Below are 25,519 nucleotides of genomic sequence, written 5' to 3'. Positions count from 1 at the left end.
ATAATTACTATTTTAAACAAAAATGACTGGAAGTCAATATTACATTTTTGTTCTGGAAAAATTTAGACAAATTGTGAAGAATGATTATTGACTGAAAGTCATTTTTGTTATATAACATTCCATGAAATAAAAAATGACTGTTAGTCATAGAATGATCAAACAGTATCAATAATAAAGAAAGAAGAGGAGAAAAAGATGATTAAGGTAGGAAAGTGGATTGCAAAACACAAGATACTGATCATTATCATCGGAATTGCATTGCTGATCCCTTCATATCTCGGTATGGCGGCGACCAGAATCAACTACGATGTACTGAGTTATCTGCCGGATACCCTTGAGACAGTTGATGGACAGGACATTATGGTAGATCAGTTTGGGATGGGAGCCTTTTCCATGATAGTGGTGGAGGATATGGAACTGAAGGATGTAGCTGCTCTGAAAGAGAAAATCGAAGCAGTTGATCACGTGAAAAAAGTACTGTGGTATGACAGTGTCCTGGATGTTTCCGTTCCTGTAGAAATGCTTCCGAAGGATTTGAGAGAGGCATTTTTTAACGGAGATGCAACTATGATGATCGCGTTGTTTGATAATACAACATCATCAGAAACTTCCATGGAAGCTGTGACGCAGATTCGTAAGATTACTTCAAAGAATTGTTTTGTCAGTGGAATGACAGGCATTGTTACTGATATCAAACAGATCGCACTTAAGGAAATGCCGATTTACGTTGTGATTGCTTCCTGCCTTTCTCTGATAGTGTTGCTCCTTGCAATGGATTCTCTGGTAGTTCCGGTTTTGTTTTTGCTCTGCATTGGTGTTGCAGTCTTGTATAATCTTGGAAGTAATATTTTTCTTGGTCAGATTTCATACATCACTCAGGCACTGACAGCAGTCCTGCAGCTTGGTGTTACCATGGATTATTCCATTTTCCTGCTGAACAGTTATGAGGAGAATAAGAAGCGGTTTGAGGGTGATAAAGAGAGGGCTATGGCACATGCCATCAATGCAACCTTCAAATCTGTAATCGGAAGTTCTATTACAACAGTAGCCGGATTTATCGCACTTTGCTTTATGACCTTCTCACTTGGACGTGATATGGGTATCGTAATGGCCAAGGGAGTTGTTATCGGTGTTCTGTGTTGTGTTACTTTGCTCCCTGCTCTGGTGCTTACTTTTGACGGAGCCATTGAAAAAACAACACATAAGCCGCTGCTTCCAAGCTTTGATAAGGCATCTGCTTTTATTACAAAGCATTATAAAGTATGGCTGATCATTTTTCTGGTAATGCTTTTCCCGGCAATTCATGGAAATAACAATCTGAAGAATTACTACAATATTGACAAGTCACTTCCTTCCACGCTGGACAGTAATGTGGCAAATGCCAAACTTCAGGAAACCTTTGATATGAATAATGTTCATATGGTGTTATTAAAGAAAGGTCTGACATCAAAAGAAAAAACAGAAATGCTTGACCAGATCAAGGATGTTGATGGTGTAAAATGGGCACTTGGAATGGACTCTTTCGTAGGTGCGGCATTCCCGGATACCATGATCCCAAGTAATCTGAAGAAGATGCTGGAAAGCGATGAGTACGAGATGGAATTTATCTGCTCCAAATATAAAACAGCCACAGACGAGGTAAACAATCAGATTGATGAGATCCAGAAGATTGTAAAAGGATACAGTCCGGAATCTATGGTAATCGGAGAAGCACCTCTGACCAAGGATCTTCAGGATGTTACGGATGTGGATTTAAAGACTGTAAATACTATCTCTATCCTGGCAATTTTCATTATTATCATGGTTGTGTTTAAATCCATTTCGCTTCCGTTTATTCTGGTTGCAGTTATTGAGTTTGCGATTTTTGTCAATATGTCCGTTCCTTATTATCAGGGAAAGGAAGTGGTGTTCGTAGCAAGCATTGTTATCGGTTGTATCCAGCTGGGAGCTACTGTTGACTATGCAATCCTTATGACCAGCAGATACCAGAAAGAACGTGGTCTTGGAAAGAGTAAGAAAGAATCCATTGCCATCGCACATAAAACTTCCATGAAGTCAATTGTGATCAGTGGCTGCAGCTTCTTTGCGGCAACTTTCGGAGTTGGTCTTTATACACAGGTAGATATGATTGGAAGTATCACAAACCTGCTTTCACGTGGAGCTGTGATCAGTACACTGGTGGTATTGTTTATACTTCCGGCTATGTTTATGATATTTGATTCTCTCATCTGCCACACATCTATTGGATTTGCCAAGAAGAAACCGGCAAAAGAGAAGAAACAGTGATTCAGGATTTTTAAAAAGAAGCTTATTGTAAAGAGATAGAATAAAGGAGTAAGTTATTATGAACAGAAACAGAAAGAAAGCAGCTGCAGCAACGCTTGCAGCAGGAATGGCTGTAGTTCTCGGAGCAGGTACTGTAATGGCAGCTGCTTCAACAGGTGATAATGGATTGCAGAAAGAAGAAACCGTTTATGTAAATACAACTGCCGGAGGAGAAGTAACGGATGTCACAGTATCTGACTGGCTGAAAAATTCCGGAGACAGTTCCAATTCTGAGGTGAAAGATGCCTCTGATCTTCAGGATATAAAAAACGTAAAAGGTGATGAAACATTTACTCAGAACGGAAATGATCTGACCTGGAGTACTGATGGAAAGGATATTTATTATCAGGGAAAGACAGAGAAAAATCTCCCGGTTTCCGTAGGAATTAAATATTATATGGATGGAACTGAGGTTTCTCCGGAAGCTCTGGCAGGAAAGACAGGACATCTGAAAATGGAAGTGACATATGCAAATACTTCTAAAACAACCAAAACAGTGAATGGCAAAAAGACTGATATTTATTCACCCTTTGTTATGGTGACAGGAATGATCCTTTCTACAGATAATTTCTCCAATATTACAGTAGATAACGGTAAGGTTATTTCTGACGGAAGCAGAAATGTTGTTGTCGGTTTTGGTATGCCGGGAATGAAAGAAAGTCTGGATATGTCTTCTGATATTGCAGATGAAGTGAATATCCCTGAAGGATTTACAGTGGAAGCAGATGTTACAGACTGTGAGATGAATTCTACATTTACCGTAGCACTTACAGATATTTTCAAAGATATTGATCTGGATGATGTGGATGGACTGGATGAGCTGAAGGATTCAATGAAAGATCTGACGGATGCAGCAGTAAAACTGGTAGACGGAACCAAAGATCTTTATGATGGAACTAATAAACTCAATGACAAATATAAAGAATTTTATGATGGAATCGGAACTCTGAAAAGTGGTGTCAGTGATCTGAATGACGGAGCAAAAGAACTGGATGACGGAGCAAAGGAATTAAGCAGCGGAGCACAGACACTGAATACAGGGGCACAGACTTTAAACAGTGGTGTTTCCTCTTATACAGCAGGGGCAGACACACTTTCAGATGGAATCAAACAATATACAGCAGGAGTAGATACGCTGGACAGCAAGATGGCGGACTATGAGGCAGGGATGAAATCTCTTTCCGATGGTGTAAATGCATATGTTGCAGGCGGCAATCAGCTTGCAGGCGGTGTGCAGAGCTATGTAACAGGAACAACTACTCTGACAGACGGAATGCAGCAGTATATTGCAGGAGTTAATCAGCTTGCAGGCGGTGTGGGTCAGTATGCTGGTGGTATCAAGAGCTTAGTGAATGGAATTGGTCAGGTTGTTCCGGGAATTGATACTGCTGTAAATGGAATCCAGACTGCTGTAGAAAAAATGACAGCTCTTTCATCTAAAATCGATGCAAATCAGATTGCTAATTTCAGTGACAGCATGACGGCTTATACAACAGGCGTTTCTGATTACACTTCTGCAGTTGGCCAGTATATTGAAAGTGTAGAACAGCTTGCATCAGGACTGAGCCAGCTTGAGAGCTCACTTGAAAACATGGGAGCTTCCACAGCTTCAGAAATAGAAGAAAGTGCAAATGCAATGTCCGGACAGTTAAATGACAGTGCTGAAACCATGAACAGTCAGGCAGATGCAATTGAATCCTGGATCAGTGATTCCGCAGAGGCTTCTGTAGATGCATCTTCTGTAGATGCAGGAGTTGCAGCAGTCAGCAGTCAGCTAGAAGCAGCAGAATCTGCTTTGTATAATATTGATACCAGCAATATGGATGATGAAACAGCAGCTGCTGTAGAAGCTGCGATTGATGGTGCGTTAGGTTCTATTCAGGCAGCTGAGGACAGTGCATCTAATATTGATACATCCACAATTACAGCCTCCGCACCTGATACGTCAGCATTACAGTCAGCAGCAGACGCTTTAAGGGCATCTGCGTCCAGTGCAGAATCAACAGCAGATGCACAGGAAGAGGCAGTCAACAGCAGTATTGAACAGATGAAACAGCAATTACAGGCATTAACTCAGGGAATGAAGACAGTGCAGGAAACTGTATCACAGTTAAATGCAGGTGCAAAAGAGCTTACTTCTAATGATGGCACATTAAAAGCAAGTGGAACCCAGCTTGCTCAGTCAGGAACCCAGATTGCTACAGTAGTAAATCAGATGAGTACATTATTTACCGGACTTGGACAGCAGCTTCCGGAAATGCTGCAGGGAATCGATCAGCTGAAAGCAGGCTCTGATCAGCTGACTACTGCAAATAAATCTCTCCAGAGTGGATATGAAAGCCTTGCAAAAGCAAGCACAGAACAGATGATTTCCGGCGCAGATACACTGCTTAGTTCCGGAAAGACACTGACAGATGGAATTGCACAGCTTCAGGGCGAAAATAATGTTAATGCACAGACACTGTTAAAAGGAGCCAAGACTCTTAAGAGCGCAAGAAAGAGCCTGACCAGTGGTATGTCTCAGATCAATTCTGCAACAGGTCAGATTACAAGTGGCGTGGAAACGCTGGCATCTAACAGTGGAACACTGTACAGCGGAGCAGATCAGCTTTCTTCGAACAGTTCTACATTAAACAGCGGAGCATCTAAGCTTGCATCAGGAACCCAGACACTTGTATCCGGAGCACAGACCCTTGCATCAGGAACAGGCAGCCTTGTATCCGGCACTCAGACGTTAATGGATGGTGCAGATAAGCTTTCTGATGGCAGTGATCAGCTTAAAGATGGTATCAGCGATCTGAATGACGGAGCAAAAGAACTGAACAAAGGACAGAAGAAATTCTATAAAGAAGGTATTAAGAAACTGGATGATACAGTAAACGGAGATCTTCAGGATATTCTTGACAGATTTGAGGTAATCCAGTCTGACGATGTAATGTACACAACATTCACAGACAGATCCGGCGATATGGACGGAAATGTTAAATTTATTTTCGAATCTGACCCGATTGAAATCAGTGATGATGAGAAATAGATATCATAAACCTGAGACATACAGAATAAGGGAAAGATGAACAGCCAGACTTAACTAAAATGGGGCGGATGCAATCAGGCAACTGCCCCATTGCTTATGAAAAAGCTTTCTGTTATAATAAAAAAGTCAGATGGGAATTTTAGAAAACAAGAAAGCATCAGGTGATTAAATGGAAAATACAAAATCACAAAAAAAGTCGTATTCAACAGCATCTTCCAAGAGCAGGGCGCGTCGAAAAACAAAAACAGATTATTATGATTACAGTCTGGTAGCAGTTATTGTACTGCTGACCTGTTTTGGGCTTATCATGCTGTACAGTACAAGCTCCTATATGGCTCAGATAAATTACGGAAGCGACATGTATTTTTTTAAAAAACAGGCCATCATCAGCGTGGCATGTATTATCATGGCACTGATCATTTCCAGGCTCAATTATCGGATACTGAACCGTTTTAGCACAGCTTTGTATGTAGCGGCACTGGTGTTGATGGCACTGGTAAAAACACCGCTGGGGCAGTCTTCTCATGGTGCCCAGAGATGGCTGAATCTTGGACCGGTTCAGTTCCAGCCGGCAGAGCTTGCCAAGATAGCAGTTATTGTCTGCCTCCCATATATGATCGTGCATATGGGAAAGAAAGTCCATACCTTAAAGGGCTGTATGGTTCTTGCTGTTGTGGGAGGCGGACTGGCACTGGCTGCATATGTATTTACGGACAATCTGAGTACAGCAATTATTATTTTCTGTATTACTGCAGGACTGATTTTTGTGGCTCACCCGGATATTAAGATTTTTATTATTATTGCAGGTGTTGTTATTGCGCTGGCAGTGATCGGAGTCATTTTTCTGAATGCAACAGTGAGTGTTGATGGAAGTGGAAGCTTTCGTCTGAGACGAATCATGGTATGGCTTCATCCGGAAGAATATGCGGACAGTTGGGGGTATCAGACAATTCAGGCATTGTATGCGATTGGCTCGGGAGGATTTTTTGGCAGAGGACTTGGAAACAGTATTCAGAAGCTGGGAAGTGTACCTGAGGCACAGAATGACATGATTTTTTCAATTATCTGTGAAGAACTGGGGATTTTTGGAGGTCTTATCGTGCTGATGCTTTATGCATATCTGTTATACAGGCTGTTTGTTATTGCACAGAATGCACCGGATATGTTTGGCTCACTTATGGTCAGTGGGATTTTTATTCACATAGCATTGCAGGTTATTCTTAATATTGCGGTTGTTGTAAACCTTATGCCGAATACAGGTGTCACTCTTCCGTTTATCAGTTATGGAGGTACGTCGATCGTATTCCTTATGGCAGAGATGGGACTTGCGCTGAGTGTGGCAAGGCAGATTAAATTTGAGGAATAAAAAATGTAATAAAATAGTGCTTGACAAACAGGAGGGAAGAATATATACTTTGAACATCAAAGTAATCAATCCCGATAAAACCAAATCTGAATAAATGAGACGTATTTACTGGTCTGACGGATGATAAGGTTGAAAACAAGAAAAAGCAGAATCATCATCTGCTTAACAAAAATAATAAAAAACAAGTGATAACCGGAGCAGGAAAAAGAGAAGCATTCCGGGGCTTGAATTAAAGGAGAAGAGAAAATTATGTTAGAAAAAATGAGTGAAATGATCGCAGAGCAGTTAAATTGTGATGCAGCAGGAATTACTGCTGAAACTTCTTTCAAGGATGATCTTGGCGCAGATTCACTTGACCTGTTTGAGCTGGTTATGGCTCTGGAAGATGAATACAATATTGAGATCCCGGCTGAAGATCTTACAGATTTAACAACAGTCGGAGCTGTTATGGATTATCTGAAAAACAAAGGCGTAGAGGCTTAATCATATAGAAATGACAAATAACTCCTTGGAGCCAGAGATGGCTTCGGGGAGAATTTTTTGACATTATAATTTGAGTATCAAAATATTTTAAACTAAAATAATTTGCAATCAGAAACAAATTGTTATCATCTGATATAAACATAAAAATAAAGGAAAGGAAAATGATATGTCTAAAATTGCATTTGTATTTCCGGGACAGGGCGCACAGTATACAGGAATGGCGAAAGATTTTTATGAAAAATATGCTGTAAGTCGCGAAGTATTTGAAAGCGCATCAAAAGCATCCGGACTTGATGTGAAAGCTTTATGCTTTGAAGAAAATGACAGATTAAATATTACAGAATATACACAGATTGCCATGCTGACAGCAGAAATCGCAATCTTAAGAGCTGTAGAGGAAGCCGGAATCAGGTCTCAGGTAAATGCTGGACTGAGCCTTGGAGAATACGGAGCACTGGTGGCCTCCGGTGTTATGAAGGAAGAGGATGCATTTACTGTAGTGCGAAAAAGAGGAATTTTTATGCAGGAGGCATATCCTACAGGTGGTGCAATGTCCGCTGTTCTTGGAACAGATGCAGAGCTGATTGAAAAAATCTGCAATGAGACACAGGGAATTGTATCCATTGCAAATTATAACTGTCCGGGACAGATTGTGATCACAGGCGAGGAGACAGCAGTTGCAGCAGCAGGGGAGGCATTAAAGGCAGCAGGCGCCAGACGTGTGATTCCTCTTAAAGTCAGTGGCCCATTTCACTGTGAGCTTCTCAAAGGCGCAGGGGAAAAACTGGGACAGGAACTTGAGAAGGTAGAAATCCAGTCATTTACAGTACCTTATGTGACAAATGTAACTGCACAGTATGTGACAGGACCGGAGCAGGTAAAGGAATTGCTTGTCAGCCAGGTTTCATCCTCTGTGCGCTGGCAGCAGTGTGTAGAACAGATGATTGATGATGGTGTAGATACTTTTATTGAGATTGGACCGGGAAAAACTCTGACAGGATTTCTCAAAAAGATCAACAGAAATGTAAAAGCATTACATGTTGAGAAAACAGAAGATCTGGATGAAGTGAGAAAGGAGTGTCTGTAAAATGCTGAAAAATAAAATTGCCCTGATTACAGGTGCAGGACGTGGAATCGGACGAGCCATTGCTATTGCTCTTGCAAAGGAAGGTGCAGAGGTGGTTATCAATTACAATGGTTCTGAAGAGAGAGCGAAGGAAGTAAAACAGACCATCGAAGAAAACGGTGGAAAAGCTTCCATATATAAATGCAATGTCAGTGATTTCGCAGCCTGTGAAGCAATGATCAAAGATATAGTTAAAGAATACGGACACCTTGATATTCTGGTTAATAATGCAGGAATTACCAAAGATGGTCTGATCATGAAAATGAAAGAAGAGGATTTCGATTCTGTACTTAATGTAAACCTGAAAGGTACATTTAATACAATCCGTCACAGTGCCCGTCAGATGCTGAAACAGAGAAGTGGAAAGATCATCAATATTTCTTCTGTTTCCGGAATCCTCGGAAATGTGGGCCAGGCAAATTATGCTGCATCCAAAGCAGGTGTGATCGGTCTGACAAAAACAATGGCAAGAGAGCTGGGCAGCCGGGGAATTACGGTAAATGCCATTGCACCCGGATTTGTAGACACAGAGATGACAGAAGTACTCTCAGAAGAAATCAGGGAAAATGCATGTAAGCAGATTATCCTGGGACGTTTCGGAAAACCGGAGGATATTGCAAATACAGCGGTATTTCTGGCATCAGACAAAGCAGACTATATTACAGGACAGGTCATCAGCGTAGATGGCGGTATGAACGTATAAATAAGGAGAACAAAATGAGAAGAGTTGTAATTACAGGTATGGGAGCAATCACTCCGGTAGGCCTTAGTGTAGAAGAATTCTGGAACAGTGTAAAAGAAGGAAAAACAAACTTTGCAGAAGTAACACGTTTTGATTCCACAAATTACAGAGCGCATATGGCTGCGGAAATCAACAATTTTAATCCAAAGGATTATATGGATTTCAAATCTGCAAAACGTATGGAGCTTTTCAGCCAGTATGCGGTAGCAGCAGCAAAAGAAGCTATTGAGCAGTCCGGACTGGATATGACAAAAGAAGATCCCTTCCGTGTAGGCTGTAGCGTGGGAAGCGGTATCGGAAGTATGCAGGTGGTAGAAAAATCCTGCGAAATTCTCAACACAAAGGGACCAGGAAGACTGAATCCTCTGATGATTCCTCTTCTGATCTCCAATATGGCATCCGGAAATGTTTCCATTCAGTTTGGACTCCGCGGAAAGAACATTAATGTTGTAACTGCCTGTGCAACAGGAACCCACAGCATTGGAGAAGCATACCGTACTATTCAGTGCTCTGATGCAGATGTTATGGTTGCAGGTGGAACGGAAGCAGCTATCACACCAACAGGCTTTGGTGGTTTTGCGGCCCTGACAGCATTGACCTCATCCACAGATCCTGAGAGATGTTCCATCCCTTTTGACAAAGAAAGAAGCGGTTTTGTAATGGGTGAGGGTGCCGGCGTGGTAGTTCTGGAAGAACTGGAGCATGCCAAAGCACGTGGAGCGAAAATCCTTGGCGAGGTTGTCGGATATGGTGCAACAGGAGATGCTTATCACATTACATCCCCTGCAGAGGACGGTTCCGGTGCTGCCAAAGCTATGGAATGGGCTGTAAAAGAAGCAGGAATTTCCACAGATGATGTATGGTATGTAAACGCACATGGCACAAGCACACATCATAATGACTTATTTGAAACAATTGCCATTAAGAAAACATTTGGTGAACACGCAAAAGAAATGAAAATAAATTCTACAAAATCTATTACAGGACATCTTCTGGGAGCTGCCGGTGCAGTGGAAGTGATCACCTGTGTAAAAGAACTTCAGGAAGGCCTGATCCATCAGACTGTTGGTTATAAGGTGCCGGATGAACAGTGTGACCTGGATTATGTAGGAAACGGTAATGTAAAGATGGATATCAAATATGCACTTACCAATTCTCTTGGCTTTGGCGGACATAACGCATCCTTACTTATTAAAAAGTACGAAGACTGATCACGCAGATAATAAATGGTATGGTGATTTTGAAAACAATATACGACAGTGATCTTATAATATAGCTATTTCAGCAGGAGGAAATAAATGGAACTGGCAAATATATTAGAACTGATCCACGCAGTCAGCGATTCAGATCTCACAGAATTTAACCTGCAGGACGATACCTTAAATATTTCCATGTCAAAAGAGAAAACAATTGTACAGCAGATGGCAGTCAATACTGATCCGGCAGATGCTCAGCAGTATCAGCCGGTAGTGCAGCAGGCTGTACATGTAGAATCCGTCAATGCTGTTAACGATGAAGTACAGACAGGAAGTGTGGTAAAATCTCCTCTTGTAGGTACCTATTATGCAGCATCTTCTCCGGAAAATCCACCCTTTGTAAAAGTAGGAGATAAAGTAAGCAAAGGTCAGATTCTTGGCATTGTGGAAGCAATGAAGCTGATGAACGAAATTGAATCAGAATTTGATGGTACAGTAAAAGAAATCCTTGTAGAAAACGAGCAGATGGTAGAGTTCGGACAGCCGATGTTTGTGATAGAATAGAAGAAGGAGGTAAAAAACTATGAAACTTACAACAAAAGAAATCATGGAGATTATTCCCCACAGACACCCGTTCCTCCTGATTGATACTATTGAAGAACTGGTGCCGGGTGTGAAGGCAACAGGAAAGAAATGTGTTACCTATAATGAGCCGCATTTCGCAGGACACTTCCCACAGGAACCGGTTATGCCGGGAGTTCTGATCGTTGAAGCGCTTGCGCAGACAGGTGCAGTTGCAATTCTGAGTAAACCGGAAAATAAAGGAAAGATCGCATATTTTGCATCAATCAACAATGCAAAATTCAAGAACAAGGTAGTTCCCGGAGATACCCTTACTCTCGAAGTAGAGATCATTAAGGAAAAAGGTCCCATGGGAGTGGGAAAAGCAAAAGCAACAAACCAGGATGGTAAGGTAGCAGTAATCGCAGAGCTGACTTTTGCAGTAGGAGCATAACAGATGTTTAATAAAATTTTGATCGCCAATCGTGGTGAGATTGCAGTGAGGATCATCCGGGCATGTCGTGAGATGGGAATCCGCACAGTAGCCGTATACTCAGAAGCAGACAGAGATGCCCTGCATACCCAGCTTGCAGATGAAGCAGTATGCATCGGAAAGGCACAGTCATCAGACAGCTATCTGAACATGGAGCGAATCTTAAGTGCTACCATTGCCACAAAAGCAGAAGCAATCCACCCGGGATTCGGATTTCTTTCAGAGAACAGCCGTTTTGTGGAAATGTGTGAGAAATGTAATGTGGCATTTATTGGTCCTTCCGCAGAAGTAATTTCCAGAATGGGAAATAAATCTGAGGCGAAAAACACAATGCGGAAAGCTAAAGTCCCGGTAGTGCCCGGCACAAAGGAACCGGTCTACACAGTAGAGCAGGCTTTGGAAGCTGTAAAGGAAATCGGTTTCCCGGTCATGATCAAAGCATCAGCAGGCGGCGGTGGAAAAGGAATGCGTGTAGCCGGAAATGAACAGGAATTTGCCAAATTGTTTGAGACAGCACAGCAGGAGTCGGTCCATTCCTTCTCCGATAATACCATGTATCTGGAACGGTTTGTGGAGAATCCCAGACATGTTGAAGTGCAGATTCTTGCGGATAAATACGGAAATGTAGTTCATCTGGGAGAACGAGACTGCTCTGTTCAGAGACGTCACCAGAAAATGATCGAAGAGTCTCCATGTATCGCAATCTCTGATGATCTGAGAAAGAAAATGGGTGAGACAGCAGTACGGGCAGCAAAGGCAGCTGGCTATGAAAGTGCAGGAACCATAGAATTTCTTCTGGATCAGTCCGGAGAATTTTATTTCATGGAAATGAACACCAGAATCCAGGTAGAACATCCGGTAACAGAATTTGTGTCTGGTGTAGACCTGATCAAAGAGCAGGTCTGCATTGCGGCAGGTGAACCGTTAAGCGTTCAACAGAAAGACATAGAAATCCGCGGTCATGCCATGGAATGCAGAATCAATGCCGAGGATCCTGAGAGACATTTCATGCCATGCCCTGGTAAGATCACTGACTTACATCTTCCCGGTGGAAACGGAATCCGCGTGGATACAGCAGTTTATAATGACTACGCAATCCCGCCCTACTATGATTCTATGATTGCCAAGATCATTGTTTATGACAAAGACCGCCGCAGTGCCATTCGAAAGATGATCAGTGCACTTGGAGAAGTTGCCATCGAAGGAGTAAAAACTAACGTGGATTTTCTGTATGAACTTCTCAATCAGCCGGATTTTCAGGAAGGAAATATCACCACAGATTTCATTCCGCAGCATTATCCGGATCTGTAAAAGAAAACTGGTGCAAATATATTTTATAGTTCAGCAGAAATTACATATTTATTATTGAAAGGTAATTGATAAGCAAATCGATAAAATAATTTTTGACAGAATTAGTTTGATTAATAGTTATTAACGTTATTTTGTTGTCTGAAAGAACATCAAATTGGGTTACATAAAGGAGCAGGATTTTAATGGCAAACTTGAAGAGATTTTTTAAGAAAACAGTTTCAGAAGACCGGCATAAACAGGCCGCATCTGTTTCCGTACCTGAAGGCTTATGGATCAAATGTCCAAAGTGCGGAGAAATGGTTTACAGAGAAGACGTAATATCCAACGCCTATGTGTGCCCGAAATGCGGAGGATATTTCAGAATCAGTGCGAAACGCCGGATCAAAATGATCGCAGATAAAGGAAGTTTTAAAGAGTGGTTCACAGGAATTGACAACAGCAATCCACTGGACTATCCGGATTATCCGCAGAAAATTGAGGATCTGAGAGAAAAAACACACCTTGATGAGGCAATTCTCATCGGAGAAGCCACCATCGGAGGAATCCGTACAGTGATCGGAGCCATGGATACCAGATTTCTCATGGCTTCCATGGGATATGTGGTGGGAGAAAAGATCACCCGCTCATTTGAAGAAGCAACAAAACAGGGACTTCCGGTCATTTTGTTCTGTTGCTCCGGCGGTGCCAGAATGCAGGAAGGAATCGTATCACTGATGCAGATGGCAAAAACCTCCGCAGCTATTAAACGTCATTCCCAGGCAGGGCTTCTCTACACATCTGTGCTGACAGACCCGACTACCGGTGGCGTTACAGCAAGCTTTGCCATGCTTGGAGATATTATCCTTGCAGAGCCAGGCTCACTGATCGGATTTGCCGGCCCGAGAGTCATTGAACAGACTATAGGTCAGAAACTGCCGGAGGGTTTCCAGAGACCGGAATTTCTTCTGGAACATGGATTTCTCGACGGAATTGTTGAACGAGGCTCTATGCGGGATGTTCTTTCGCTGATCCTGAAACTGCATGATACCAGAAAATGTTACGGAGAATTTCCACAGGAAACATCTGCCAGATCTTTCGATACTTTTGGCAAAAAGAAAAAGCAGAAGAAACAAAAAAATCTCACAGCCTGGGACAGAGTCCAGATTGCCAGAAGCAGTGACCGTCCGTCAGCAGCGGAATATATTGATGCCATTTTTGATGATTTCATGGAATTTCATGGTGACAGAGGTGTCAGAGACGACAATGCCATCATCGGCGGCATTGCTACACTGGACGGACAGCCCGTTACAGTAATCGGAATCCGTAAAGGGCATACTACAAAAGAAAACATCAGATGTAACTTCGGAATGCCATCACCGGAAGGGTACAAAAAGGCTCTTCGACTGATGAAACAGGCAGAGAAATTCGGACGTGCAGTCATTGCATTTGTAGACACTCCGGGGGCATTCTGTGGACTGGAAGCAGAAGAACGGGGACAGGGCGAAGCCATTGCAAGGAATCTTCTGGAAATGTCCGATTTGAAGGTGCCGGTTCTTTCGGTTGTAATTGGTGAAGGCGGCAGTGGCGGTGCACTTGCACTTGCAGTCGGCAATGAAGTCTGGATGATGGAAAATGCAACTTACACCATCCTTTCACCGGAAGGCTTTGCATCCATTCTCTGGAAAGACAGCAGAAAGGCACCGGAAGCTGCGGAGGTCATGAAAGTAACGGCGGCTCATCTGAAAGAACTGGGAATCATTGAACGGATCATACCGGAGGAATATCCTGCAAGTGAGGAGAATTTGCCGGAAATTGCAGAATATATGAAGATCAGAATGAAGCAGTTCCTGGAGAAACAAGCTGGTAAAAGTGGGGAACAGATCGCACAGGAACGGTATGAGAGGTTTCGTAAGATGTAGCGTGTGAATGGCAAAAGGGACGCGCAGAAAAATATTTTATTTGGAGTGCGGTTTCGGGGTCTAAGATATTCTAAGCTCTCAGAAATCTGCTAAAGGCATGAGCCGTCTTGTCAAACTCGCTCCGTTGCAAACTTCGCTCAGACAGTGATGCAGCCGGCTCATAACGCAGATTTCTGAGAACTAAGAATATCTAAGACCCCTGCAAATGCACTCCAAATAAAATATTTTTCTGCGCTGTTTTGTTGCAGGTTGTCATGCACTTTCTTAGGGTTTATATTTATAGTAAGTCTCTTAATTGATGTATTTGAGACAGTTCAGCAGAGTGCGAAAGACAAGGAAGATATCTGCAGGCGTGCTGACGCACGTCAAGGATATCTGACGCAGGATTTCATGCCTGATGGGCTGAATCAATATGCATTATTTATGAGGGTTACTATAGTTATGTTGTGTAGCAGATATGTTATTTAGCTAATTGTTCTGTAAAGTCAGGAGTGGTATATTCTTTATTGTTGTATACTAAATATGTTATATAGCCGATAGTCAGCATGGGAAGCAATTATGTTTGGGGGCGAATTTGAGGGTTCATTGTAGTTCTTGGTATTTGGGAAGCCGCGTTATGAGCCGATCGTTTCACTGTCTGAGCGGAGTTTGCAACGGAGCGAGTTTGAGAGAGCGGCTCATGATTTTAGCGGCTTCCCGAATGCCTAGAAATACAATGGTTCCGAAACTGAGCCCCCAAACATAATTGCTTCCCATGCGTCCCTTTCCATAACAAACTTTTTTAAAATTTCCAATATCCCGACTTGAAATAAGAAAGCCTCTGACGTATAATAAACCCGAAAGTAGAAAGGCGCTGCTTTTAAGCAGGGTCTTTTTTTACAGATTTTGAATATATAAAAAATTCAGGAGTGAAAAAAGTTATGACCAAGATCAGAACAAGATTTGCACCAAGCCCTACAGGCAGAATGCATGTTGGAAATTTAAGAACAGCATTATATGCATACCTTATTACAAAACATGAAGGCGGAGATTTCATCCTCCGTATTGAAGATACAGACCAGGAACGTTACGTAGAAGGCGCTGTAGATATTATCTACCGTACTCTTGCAAAAACAGGACTTCTCCATGATGAAGGTCCGGACAAGGACAAAGGCTTTGGACCGTATGTTCAGAGCGAGCGTCAGGCACAGGGAATCTATCTGAAATATGCACAGCAGTTAGTAGAACAGGGTGATGCATACTACTGTTTCTGTAAGAAGGAAGAACTGGAAGGTATGAAACGTGTTGTGGCAGGAAAAGAGATTTCCATTTATGACAAACGCTGCCTTAAACTTTCCAAAGAAGAAGTACAGCGTCGTCTTGATGCAGGAGAACCACACGTAATCCGTTTCAATATGCCAACAGAGGGAACTACAACATTCCATGATGTAATCTACGGAGATATCACAGTAAACAATGAGGAACTGGAAGATCTGATCCTGATCAAATCTGACGGATACCCAACTTATAACTTTGCAAACGTAATCGATGACCATTTAATGGAGATCACACACGTAGTAAGAGGTAACGAGTATCTTTCCTCAGCTCCGAAATACAACCGTATCTACGAAGCTTTCGGATGGGATATCCCGGTTTATGTACATTGTCCGCTGATCACAGATGAGACACACCAGAAGCTTTCCAAACGTTGTGGACATTCCTCTTATGAAGACCTGCTTGATCAGGGATTTGTTTCGGAAGCAATCATCAACTATGTGGCACTTCTCGGATGGAGTCCTTCTGACAACAGAGAGATCTTTACACTGGATGAACTGGTACAGGTATTTGATTATCATCATATCAATAAATCTCCGGCAGTATTTGATATTGCGAAACTTCGTTGGATGAATGGTGAGTATATCAAGAAAATGGATGCGGATGAATTCTATGAGAGAGCACTTCCGTATATGAAAGAAGTTCTGAAGAAAGACTACAACTTCAAAAAGATTGCAGGAATGGTACAGACCAGAATCGAAACATTCCCTGACATTCCGGCTCTGATTGACTTCTTTGAGGAAGTACCGGAATATGATTCCGCCATGTACTGCCATAAGAAAATGAAGACAAATGAAGAGACTTCTCTTACAGTATTAAAAGAAGTACTTCCGGTTCTGGAAGAACAGGAAGATTATACAAATGATCCGTTATTTGAAACATTAAGTGCATTTGTAAAAGAGCATGGTTATAAGAACGGATATGTAATGTGGCCTCTGCGTACTGCTGTTTCCGGCAAACAGATGACGCCGGCCGGTGCTACTGAGATCATGGAGATCATCGGTAAAGATGAGACAATCAAACGAGTAAAGGCAGCTATTGAGAAATTAAGCAAATAAATATGAAGAGAAATCCATCTCAACTTCGGGCAATCACTCACCTGTCAGGACCTATGATGGTCTTGGCAGGTCCCGGCTCGGGGAAAACTTCCGTTATTGTGGAGAGAACTGCATACATGATCAATGAGGGGAAGATACCGGCTTCTTCTATTTTGGTTGTAACTTTTTCCAGAGCAGCGGCAACAGAGATGAAAGAACGGTTTTTGAAATTCGTGGGACAGAACAGAAGCGAAGTGACTTTTGGAACTTTCCACGGAATTTTTTATGGGATTTTGAAAGCGGCCTATCATCTGAGTGCGGCCAATATTCTTTCTGAGGAAGAGAAATTCAGTATTCTACGTGAGATGACTGAGAAATATGGACAGGAAATGGCTCAGGAGGGAGATTTCATTGAAGAAGTTGCCAGGGAAATCAGTGTCGTAAAGGGGAACTGTATTTCTCCGGAGCATTATTATGCATCCTGTTGCTCGGATGAGATATTCAGGGACATTTTTCATGGCTATAAGCAGGCTCTGAAGGCGAAACGCAAGCTGGATTTTGATGATATGATCCTCTGTTGTTATGAACTTTTTTCTCAGAGACAGGATATCCTGAATGCATGGAGAAGAAAATTTGTCTACATTCTGGTGGATGAGTTTCAGGATATCAACAGCTTACAATACAAGATTTTGCAGATGCTGGCGGCACCTGTCAATAACCTGTTTATTGTAGGGGATGATGACCAGTCCATCTATCATTTCCGGGGCGCAAGACCAGAGATTATGTTAAATTTTACAAAGGATTATCCGAAGGCGGAGACAGTCCTTCTGAATGTGAATTACCGGTGCAGTAAGAATATCCTGCGTACAGCCATGGAAGTGATCGGATGTAATACCAGACGTTTCAAAAAGCAGCTGGATACTCCAAATGAAGAAGGGATGCCTGTGACGTGCAAGGAATTTGATAATCCAAGAGAAGAGTATATGTGCGTGGTGGCAGCACTGAAAAAAAGAATGGAGCGCGGTGAGGATCTGCTGAATACGGCAATCCTGCTTCGTACAAATCAGGAATCGGAAGGTCTGATCAATGTGCTGATGGAATATCAGGTTCCTTTTACAATGAAAGAACAGCTTCCCAATCTTTTCCGCCACTGGATCTGCCGGGCGCTTCTGGCTTATCTTGAAATGGCAGCAGGAGACAGGAGCAGGAAGAATTTTCTGGATATCATGAACCGGCCAAATCGCTATATTTCCAGAGAAGCGTTGAACAGTTCGCAGATTAATTTTAATGAACTTCGGGAATATTATAAAGACAAAGACTGGATGTGCGACAGGATTACCACACTGGAAACGCATCTGAGGATTCTTGGTACTCTTTCCCCTTTTGCTGCGATTAATTTTATCAGAAAAGGAATGGGATTCGAAGAATACTTGCGTGAATATGCACAGTATCGTAAAATAAAACCAGAGGAACTGCTTGAGACCCTGGACCGGATCCATGAGAGTGCAAAAGGCATGAAAACCCTGGCGAAGTGGCAGACTTACATAGAAGAATATACGAAGCGCCTGAATGAACAGGCAAGGAAACAGCAGGATAAAAAAGAAGGAGTGACTATATCCACACTCCATGCGGTAAAAGGTCTGGAATATGATATTGTGTATATTCTGAATGTTAATGAAGGAAGCATTCCATATCGCAAGGCGGTTTTGGCAGAAGCAGTGGAAGAAGAACGAAGATTGTTTTATGTAGGGATGACCAGGGCGAAAAAGAAGCTGGTGCTTGCCTATGTGAAACGCCAGTATGAGAAGGAACGGGAGCCTTCCCGGTTTCTTGAGGAGACAGGCCTATGAATAAAGGAATTATTTACTGTACAAAAATACGGGAAGAATATGAAGGCGCACATATGGAGCATATGATCGCAGAGAAACTTCTGGAAATCGCACTGAAAAAAGAATATGGAATCAATCTGTACAATGAACCCAGAGCAGAGGGAGAACATGGAAAACCATTCCTTTCCTATCGTCCGTCCCTGCATTATAATATCAGTCATTCCGGAAAATATGTGGTATGTATTCTGGCTGATCAGGAGGTTGGAATTGATGTGCAGATTCATTGCAGAGCCAATTATGAAAGAATGCTCAGACGTATGGTACCCCGGGAACAGTATCTCGAAATTCTCTCAGATATAAATGTGGAAAAGAAATTTTTTGAACAGTGGGTACTGAGGGAAGCTTATATCAAATGGACCGGTGAGGGGCTTTCCAGAGACATGAGGACTATATCCATGGATGAAGGCAGTCATATGCTGCTTGATATGGAAGACGGTTACAGTGGAGCAGTATGGGCAATGAATCCCATGGAAATCAACTGGAAATATGAAGACATCATACTTGGGTAAGACATGAACAGACAAACGAAGAAAGAAATCCGGAGACTGGCAGTGAAGATTCTTGTAGCAGTACTGGCACTTGGACTGGCTTTCTGGGGATATGCTTTCGTATACAGGGGTAAGACGGAACCTCCTGCAAAATATCCGGTAACCAACCAGGATGCTGCAGTGTATTCATTACGTGGACAGATACAGATGCTGTCGCAGCAGGAGGAGTTAAATACCTTTGCCTTTGAGGGCAGAAAAAAAGAAAAAGAGTACGGAACTTATATTATTCCCGGACTGAGATATACAAGAACATTCCTGAATGCAGAGGGTACAAAACAGGCGGTATGTACTTCCATGACTCCTCAGGGACTTGCAGTGACCGATGAGTATGTACTTGTAAGTGCCTATTGTCATACGGAAAAACATAACTCTGTTATTTATGTGATCAACAAAGAAACTCACAGATTTATCAAAGAGGTAGTCCTGCCAGGTCTGCCTCATGTAGGCGGACTTGCCTATGATCAGGAACATGATATGCTGTGGTATTCTTCAAATACCAATGGAATCGCGCAGGCGATCAGCATTAAGATGGATGTGTTGCGTGACTATAATTATGCGGATAACCATATGCCTGTGCAGGTAAATCAGACATGTAGTCTTTATGGAATCGTGAGAGATTCTTTTATGACTTTCTATAAGGGGTGCCTGTATGTAGGATGTTTTAACAAATATACAGAGAGCACCATCGCGAGATATGCGGTGGATTCAAAAGGTGATCTGGTGAATACTTTTAATGAGGAACTTGGCATGATGTTTGAAATGGCGGTTCCGCTGGATTATTCTACAATATCAGAACAGGCACAGGGAATGGCTTTTTATAACGATAAGCTGTTGTTGTCTCATTCTTTTGGTATTCTGCCATCCAGGATTGTTTTTTATGAACAGTCGGATAAACGTCTGTATGTCAATGAAAATTCTGCAAGATCATACAGAATGCCTGAGATGATCGAGCAGATTGTTGTAGAGGGGGATGAACTTTACGTACTCTTTGAATCAGGAGCTTATGCGTACAGGGGGTATGCAGGAAATGTGGTAGACCGGGTTCTGAAGCTGAATCTGATAAAAATGGAAGAGTCTTATCAGGAAGAGTACTAAAATCGGTTTGTCCACATATATTAAGTGTAAAGAGGTGAGACATATAGAAGCGCAGCAGATTGAAAACCTGTTTGCCGGAAATATCCGGAATCTTTTAATGGATGCGAAGCTGGATTATGATAAATTATATGAGATACGCCTTCGTGTAGGGCGCCCGTTGTTTTTAACTTATGACGGAGGAGAGTGTTTTCTGCGAAAACCGGGTCAGGAACAGTATCTGGTGACAACGGAAGATCTGAAAGAAACACTGGAATATGTCACAGGATATTCCCTGTATGCTTATGAGGATGAGATCAGACAGGGATTTATCAGTGTTCAGGGTGGTCACAGAGTAGGTGTGACCGGAAAGGTAGTGTTGGATCGGGGCAGGATCATGGGAATGAAATATATTTCCTGCATCAATGTCCGTCTGGCACATGAGATTCAGGGATGTGCGGATAAGGTGATGCCTTATATCCGTACAGAGAAATGGGTTGCAAATACATTGATCATTTCACCGCCAAGGTGTGGAAAGACTACGCTGCTCAGAGATATTATCAGGCAGCTCAGTAATGGATGGGCCAATACCCAGGGTCTGACAATAGGTGTGGTGGACGAGAGAAGTGAGCTGGCAGGCTGTTATCAGGGAATTCCTCAGAATGATCTGGGAATGCGTACAGATGTGCTGGACTGCTGTCCGAAATCAGAAGGTATGCAGATGCTGGTCCGTTCCATGTCACCGGATGTGGTTGCAGTGGACGAGTTAGGCTGTGAAGAGGATTTCAAGGCAGTTGACTCAGTGATCCACTGCGGATGTAAGCTGATTGCGACTGCACATGGAAGCTGTCTGGAGGATGTTCTGGATCAGCCATTCTTTTATAAGCTTATGGGCGAGAAAGTATTTGAACGTTATATTATCCTGGACAAAAATGATCAGGCAGGATGTCTGAAAGCTGTATTAGATGAAAATGGAAAAGTATGCTTAGAACAGTAGGATTGTGTGTAATTGTAATTTCCGGTGTCGGTTGCGGTTTTGCCATGAGCAATGAACTTGGCAGACGCAAAAAGATGATGGAAATGATCTTACGGATGATCATCCTCCTAAGAGGAGAAATACGTTATGGAAATAAATCTCTGTACGATGCCTTTACAGGTGCTTCCGGGAAACTGGAAGGGAAGTACAGAGAATTTTTTATACTTACGGCACAGAAAATGAAAGAAAAAACAGGGGATTCCTTTGGGACAATCTTCAGAGAATCGGCCGGAAAGTGTCTGGATCTGGATTGTCTTTCGCAGGAAGAGAGAGACAGATTTTATTCACTGGGAGATCAGCTTGGTTATCTTGGACTGGATATGCAGCTAAAACAGATGGATCTGATGGAAAAGGAAACAGAATATGCGATCAGGGAACTCAGGAAAGATTTTTGTGAAAAAAGAAAATTATACCGCAGTATGGGAATACTGGGCGGAATATTTGTGGCTGTGTTTTTTTGGTGAGCATGTATTTATAATCTGTTTCTTTACTGTGTAGATTACTGTTTTGTTATATCTGGCAGCAGAAGCCGGAAAGGAGAGACTGTGGAGGTAAGTCTTATTTTTAAAATCGCTGCAGTAGGGATTCTGGTTTCTGTTCTCTGCCAGATCCTAAAACACAGTGGAAGGGATGAACAGGCATTTCTGGTAAGCCTGGCGGGGCTTCTGATGGTGCTGTTCTGGATTGTTCCATATATTTATGAACTGTTTGAAAGTATTCAGCAGTTGTTTGTGCTGTGATTTCAAATCAACTGTTATGGCAGTTGACAGAACAGAAAGAGGTTTGAATGGCATGGATATTGTGAAAGTTTCAATCATGGGTATCTGCGGAATGATGCTTGGTTTTATTCTAAAAGAAACCAGACCGGAATTTGCTGCACTTGTGACCATGATGACGGGTTTTCTGATTCTTGGTCTTGCAGCAGGAAAAGTTTCTTATCTGTTTGAAACCATGAACAGGCTGAGAGAAAGCTTCCCCATAGACAGCAGTTATCTCACAGTTCTGGTTAAGATTATTGGGATTACATATATCGGACAGTTTTCATCTGCAATCTGCAAAGATGCCGGATATCAGATGATCGGAACACAGATCGACCTGTTCTGTAAACTGTCTGTGATGGTTCTGAGTATGCCGGTACTGCTGGCAATTCTGGATACGATTTCGGAGTTTATGATATGAGGCAGGATAAAGAGAGAAGTATCAGGGAACAGGCAGATCTGTGGAAAGGTTACTGGTGTATACTGGCATGTATACTTTTGGTGGGAAGAGTGTCATATCTTACATTCTTTCAGAATCATATAGTATCCGTATATGCCGCTGCGCAGACAGAACAGAAAGAAGATTCTTCAGTACAGATCCTGCAGGAGAATCTAATGGAAGAGATACAGATTGATGATGTGCAGAAAATGTTGGATGAGATTATGGATGACCATGTTTTTTCTGTCAGAGAAGCACTGATGAATATCATAAACGGGGAGGATCCTGTTTCAAAAGAGACTGTACGGAGCTTTTTGTATAGTCTCTTTTTTTCGGATATAGAGAATGAAAAAGGATTAATACTGAAACTTTTACTTGTGATTTTTATTGCAGCGGTGCTGGCGGAGTTTGCTGATGTTTTCGGAAACGGACAGGCTGGCAGTATCAGCTTTTATATTGTCTATCTTGCGCTGTTTACAATGCTTATGGAGAATTTCTCAAGGCTTGGAAGTACGCTTACAAACTGGCTTCTTGGACTGACGGATTTCATGAAAGTTCTGTCTCCGGCTTATTTTATGACAGTGGCTGCATCAACCGGATCATCAACAGCTGCTGCATTTTATGAAGGAATTTTGCTGATGATCTGGGCGGTTCAGTGGCTTCTTGCAAATCTGTTTCTGCCTGCTGTAAACCTGAGTTTGCTTCTGAAAATGGTTAATTATTTGTCAAAAGAGGAGATGCTTACAAAAATGGCAGAACTTTTGGATGTAGCTGTAAACTGGGGGTTGAAAAGTCTTCTGGGAGCTATTGTTGGTCTGCAGATTGTGCGGAATATGGTGAGCCCGGTGATGGATGCCATGAAGCGTTCTGCTGTTGGCAAGGCAGCGAGTGCGATTCCCGGCATTGGAAATGCAGTGACCGCTGTAACAGAATTAGTGCTGACCAGTGCAGTGATGGTGCGAAACAGTTTTGGCGCAGTAATCGTGATCCTTCTGTTGCTGATTGGAGCAGGACCGATTATCCATTATGGAAGTCTTTCTCTGGTTTATCGTTTTCTGGCTGCGATTGCACAGCCAATTTCTGACAAAAGAGTTGTGGGAGCCCTGAGTACAATGGGGGAGGGATGTGCAATGCTTTTAAAGCTTTTGCTGACAGCAGAAGTACTTTGCATGCTGACATTCCTGATAGTTGTAGTTTCTGTATCCTGATGAACTGACAGAAAGATTGCCGGAGGAAACATATGAAAGAAGAGCTGTATTTATGGATTCGAAATCTGGCAGTATTTTATATCTTTTTCACTGCGGTTCTGAATCTGATACCTGACCAGAAGTATGAGAAATATGTACGCTTTTTTATGGGCCTGCTGCTGATTTTTATGATGAGTACCCCGATATTTTCCATTCTTGGAAAAGGTTCGGAACTGACGGAAAGTTTTCTGGATAATTTTTCTGAAGAAAACAGAGAGAAAGAACTCCGGGAATTTCAGAATATTCAGAAAGTCTATCTGGAAAAAGGTTACGAACTGGAACTGGAACAGAAAATCCGGGAAACTCTGGAAAAAAGAGGCATAGAAGTATATAAGGTGAAAGTAAATATAGAAGGGGAGGAGACGCAGGCAAACCTTGTACTGAAGACAGAAATTTCTCAGGAGGAGAGAAAGGAGCTTAAAGATGCGCTGGTGGAAGAGTGGGGACTTAAAGAAAACAGAATTTGTATCCAGATTGTCCGAAATGAATCCGGCAAAATGGGGAATCCTGTTGCTCATCGGAGTACTTCTGGCAGTAGCGGCGATGCCTGTATCCAGTAAGCAGCAAAAGAAAAATACGGCAGGAGAGCAGAGTGAAGATATGCAAAAAAGTGTTCTGGAAGAGAAACTTGAAGCATTTCTTGAAAATACGGAAGGGGTGGGAAAGGTACAGGTTATCCTGATGACAGATGAGAAGAAAGACAGGCAGAGCTTCTATAATTCAGAAACCATACAGGTGACCGGTGTTCTGATTTCTGCGGAAGGTGGAGGAAATCCTGTAGTGGTCCAAAATATTCAGGAGGCGGTCATGGCATTATTTCAGGTGGATGCTCATAGAATTAGAATAATGAAAATGAAATGAGGAGATAAATGTGAAAAAAGTCATCGGAAAAAATCAGGTCATTATTACATCGCTGGCAATTCTGATTGCAGTGGCAGGATATCTGAACTTTGCGGATGTAGATCTTGGATTCAGGGATAAGGAGGCAAGTACGGACAGCAGCAGTATCCTTGAAGATGCAGGATATGATCTTACAGATGAAACTGCTCTTCTGGATGAAAATCAGGCAGATGGAGGTCTGACTGATAACAGTCTTACAGACAGTCAGGAAACGGATACTCCCGGGGAGGCTGTGTTTACGGGTTCTACAGGATTTGCCGCACAGGCAAAGATCAGCAGAGAACAGGTGCGCTCACAGAACAAGGCAGATCTGCAGGACATTATCAATAATGAAGAAATTGATGATGAAGAGAAGCAGGAGGCAATACATACGATGGTCTCGATGACAGACCTTTCAGAAAAAGAAGCGGCAGCAGAGCTTTTGCTGGAGGCGAAGGGCTTTAAGAATGTAGTTGTAAATCTTACCGGAGAAACTGCGGATGTTGTGATCCCTGAAGCAGAACTTTCTGATGCACAGAGAGCACAGATTGAAGATATTGTAAAAAGGAAAACAGGAATTGCGCCAGAAAATATTGTGATCACCCCACTGAAGGAGAGTGAAGATGCAGAAGATACAACACAGACAGATGAAACATCAGCAGATACTTCGTATGAGGAAGACAGCGAAACATCAGCACAGCCATATGAGGATACCGCAATCGATACAACTGATATTTATGACTGATATTTTGATATGAATATGCGA

23 protein-coding genes are annotated in these 25,519 nt (G+C 42.4%); all 23 read left to right on the top strand.

Annotated elements, in window-relative coordinates; translation table 11 throughout:
* The first annotated feature begins 195 nt into the window (after positions 1-195).
* Positions 196-2,286: an RND family transporter gene (locus tag ACESZG_RS02395; protein WP_022381013.1), complete on the top strand. Its 2,091-nt coding sequence runs from the start codon at positions 196-198 to the stop codon at positions 2,284-2,286.
* 58 nt (positions 2,287-2,344) lie between these two features.
* Positions 2,345-5,359 (top strand): hypothetical protein, encoded by a 3,015-nt coding sequence (locus tag ACESZG_RS02390; protein WP_195280277.1) that lies wholly within the window; start codon positions 2,345-2,347, stop codon positions 5,357-5,359.
* A 169-nt stretch (positions 5,360-5,528) separates the two neighbouring features.
* The gene (locus tag ACESZG_RS02385; protein ID WP_008704125.1) at positions 5,529-6,725 is read left to right on the top strand and encodes an FtsW/RodA/SpoVE family cell cycle protein; all 1,197 of its coding nucleotides are present in this window, start codon (positions 5,529-5,531) and stop codon (positions 6,723-6,725) included.
* 249 nt (positions 6,726-6,974) lie between these two features.
* On the top strand, positions 6,975-7,208 hold the full coding sequence (gene acpP, locus ACESZG_RS02380) for an acyl carrier protein (RefSeq protein ID WP_008704123.1): 234 nt from the start codon (positions 6,975-6,977) through the stop codon (positions 7,206-7,208).
* Between the two features lie 166 nt (positions 7,209-7,374).
* Entirely contained in the window at positions 7,375-8,295 is a 921-nt protein-coding gene (gene fabD, locus ACESZG_RS02375) for an ACP S-malonyltransferase (protein ID WP_022381155.1), read from the top strand.
* Between the two features lies 1 nt (position 8,296).
* Positions 8,297-9,037 (top strand): 3-oxoacyl-[acyl-carrier-protein] reductase, encoded by a 741-nt coding sequence (fabG, locus tag ACESZG_RS02370; protein ID WP_008704121.1) that lies wholly within the window; start codon positions 8,297-8,299, stop codon positions 9,035-9,037.
* Between the two features lie 14 nt (positions 9,038-9,051).
* Positions 9,052-10,287, top strand: coding sequence for a beta-ketoacyl-ACP synthase II (fabF, locus tag ACESZG_RS02365; RefSeq protein WP_026649079.1), 1,236 nt, complete (start codon positions 9,052-9,054; stop codon positions 10,285-10,287).
* Between the two features lie 87 nt (positions 10,288-10,374).
* Positions 10,375-10,836 (top strand): acetyl-CoA carboxylase biotin carboxyl carrier protein, encoded by a 462-nt coding sequence (gene accB / locus ACESZG_RS02360; protein WP_118592870.1) that lies wholly within the window; start codon positions 10,375-10,377, stop codon positions 10,834-10,836.
* A 19-nt stretch (positions 10,837-10,855) separates the two neighbouring features.
* On the top strand, positions 10,856-11,287 hold the full coding sequence (fabZ, locus tag ACESZG_RS02355) for a 3-hydroxyacyl-ACP dehydratase FabZ (protein WP_008704118.1): 432 nt from the start codon (positions 10,856-10,858) through the stop codon (positions 11,285-11,287).
* A gap of 3 nt (positions 11,288-11,290) precedes the next feature.
* On the top strand, positions 11,291-12,637 hold the full coding sequence (locus ACESZG_RS02350; protein ID WP_118633048.1) for an acetyl-CoA carboxylase biotin carboxylase subunit: 1,347 nt from the start codon (positions 11,291-11,293) through the stop codon (positions 12,635-12,637).
* Between the two features lie 182 nt (positions 12,638-12,819).
* Entirely contained in the window at positions 12,820-14,535 is a 1,716-nt protein-coding gene (locus ACESZG_RS02345) for an acetyl-CoA carboxylase carboxyltransferase subunit alpha (protein ID WP_373217467.1), read from the top strand.
* Between the two features lie 920 nt (positions 14,536-15,455).
* Positions 15,456-16,907 (top strand): glutamate--tRNA ligase, encoded by a 1,452-nt coding sequence (gltX, locus tag ACESZG_RS02340; RefSeq protein ID WP_022380849.1) that lies wholly within the window; start codon positions 15,456-15,458, stop codon positions 16,905-16,907.
* A 2-nt stretch (positions 16,908-16,909) separates the two neighbouring features.
* Positions 16,910-18,736 (top strand): ATP-dependent helicase, encoded by a 1,827-nt coding sequence (locus ACESZG_RS02335; protein WP_368210324.1) that lies wholly within the window; start codon positions 16,910-16,912, stop codon positions 18,734-18,736.
* Positions 18,733-19,284, top strand: coding sequence for a 4'-phosphopantetheinyl transferase superfamily protein (locus tag ACESZG_RS02330; RefSeq protein WP_008704112.1), 552 nt, complete (start codon positions 18,733-18,735; stop codon positions 19,282-19,284). The genes ACESZG_RS02335 and ACESZG_RS02330 overlap by 4 nt, the downstream gene beginning before the upstream one ends.
* Positions 19,285-19,287: 3 nt before the next feature.
* On the top strand, positions 19,288-20,418 hold the full coding sequence (locus tag ACESZG_RS02325; protein WP_025577324.1) for a hypothetical protein: 1,131 nt from the start codon (positions 19,288-19,290) through the stop codon (positions 20,416-20,418).
* A 43-nt stretch (positions 20,419-20,461) separates the two neighbouring features.
* Complete coding sequence (gene spoIIIAA / locus ACESZG_RS02320) at positions 20,462-21,391, top strand: stage III sporulation protein AA (protein WP_026648460.1); 930 nt, start codon at positions 20,462-20,464, stop codon at positions 21,389-21,391.
* Positions 21,376-21,894 (top strand): stage III sporulation protein AB, encoded by a 519-nt coding sequence (locus ACESZG_RS02315; RefSeq protein ID WP_008704109.1) that lies wholly within the window; start codon positions 21,376-21,378, stop codon positions 21,892-21,894. Before spoIIIAA ends, ACESZG_RS02315 begins: the two co-directional genes overlap by 16 nt.
* Positions 21,895-21,975: 81 nt before the next feature.
* Entirely contained in the window at positions 21,976-22,170 is a 195-nt protein-coding gene (gene spoIIIAC, locus ACESZG_RS02310) for a stage III sporulation protein AC (RefSeq protein ID WP_008704108.1), read from the top strand.
* Between the two features lie 52 nt (positions 22,171-22,222).
* Entirely contained in the window at positions 22,223-22,609 is a 387-nt protein-coding gene (locus ACESZG_RS02305) for a SpoIIIAC/SpoIIIAD family protein (protein ID WP_020994071.1), read from the top strand.
* Positions 22,606-23,835 carry a stage III sporulation protein AE gene (locus tag ACESZG_RS02300; protein WP_347048047.1) on the top strand — a complete coding sequence of 410 codons (1,230 nt, stop codon included), beginning with the start codon at positions 22,606-22,608 and terminating at the stop codon, positions 23,833-23,835. The genes ACESZG_RS02305 and ACESZG_RS02300 overlap by 4 nt, the downstream gene beginning before the upstream one ends.
* A gap of 32 nt (positions 23,836-23,867) precedes the next feature.
* A complete protein-coding gene (locus tag ACESZG_RS02295; protein ID WP_008704104.1) occupies positions 23,868-24,434 on the top strand; it encodes a stage III sporulation protein AF in 567 nt (188 codons plus the stop codon).
* Positions 24,358-24,735, top strand: coding sequence for a hypothetical protein (locus ACESZG_RS02290; RefSeq protein ID WP_226840004.1), 378 nt, complete (start codon positions 24,358-24,360; stop codon positions 24,733-24,735). The genes ACESZG_RS02295 and ACESZG_RS02290 overlap by 77 nt, the downstream gene beginning before the upstream one ends.
* A 10-nt stretch (positions 24,736-24,745) precedes the next feature.
* Complete coding sequence (locus tag ACESZG_RS02285; RefSeq protein WP_020994069.1) at positions 24,746-25,498, top strand: SpoIIIAH-like family protein; 753 nt, start codon at positions 24,746-24,748, stop codon at positions 25,496-25,498.
* The last annotated feature ends 21 nt before the right edge of the window (positions 25,499-25,519 follow it).

The sequence above is a fragment of the Blautia sp. Marseille-P2398 genome (assembly GCF_964240315.1).
Taxonomy (GTDB): domain Bacteria; phylum Bacillota; class Clostridia; order Lachnospirales; family Lachnospiraceae; genus Blautia_A; species Blautia_A wexlerae.
This window is presented reverse-complemented; position numbering and strand designations above follow the sequence as displayed.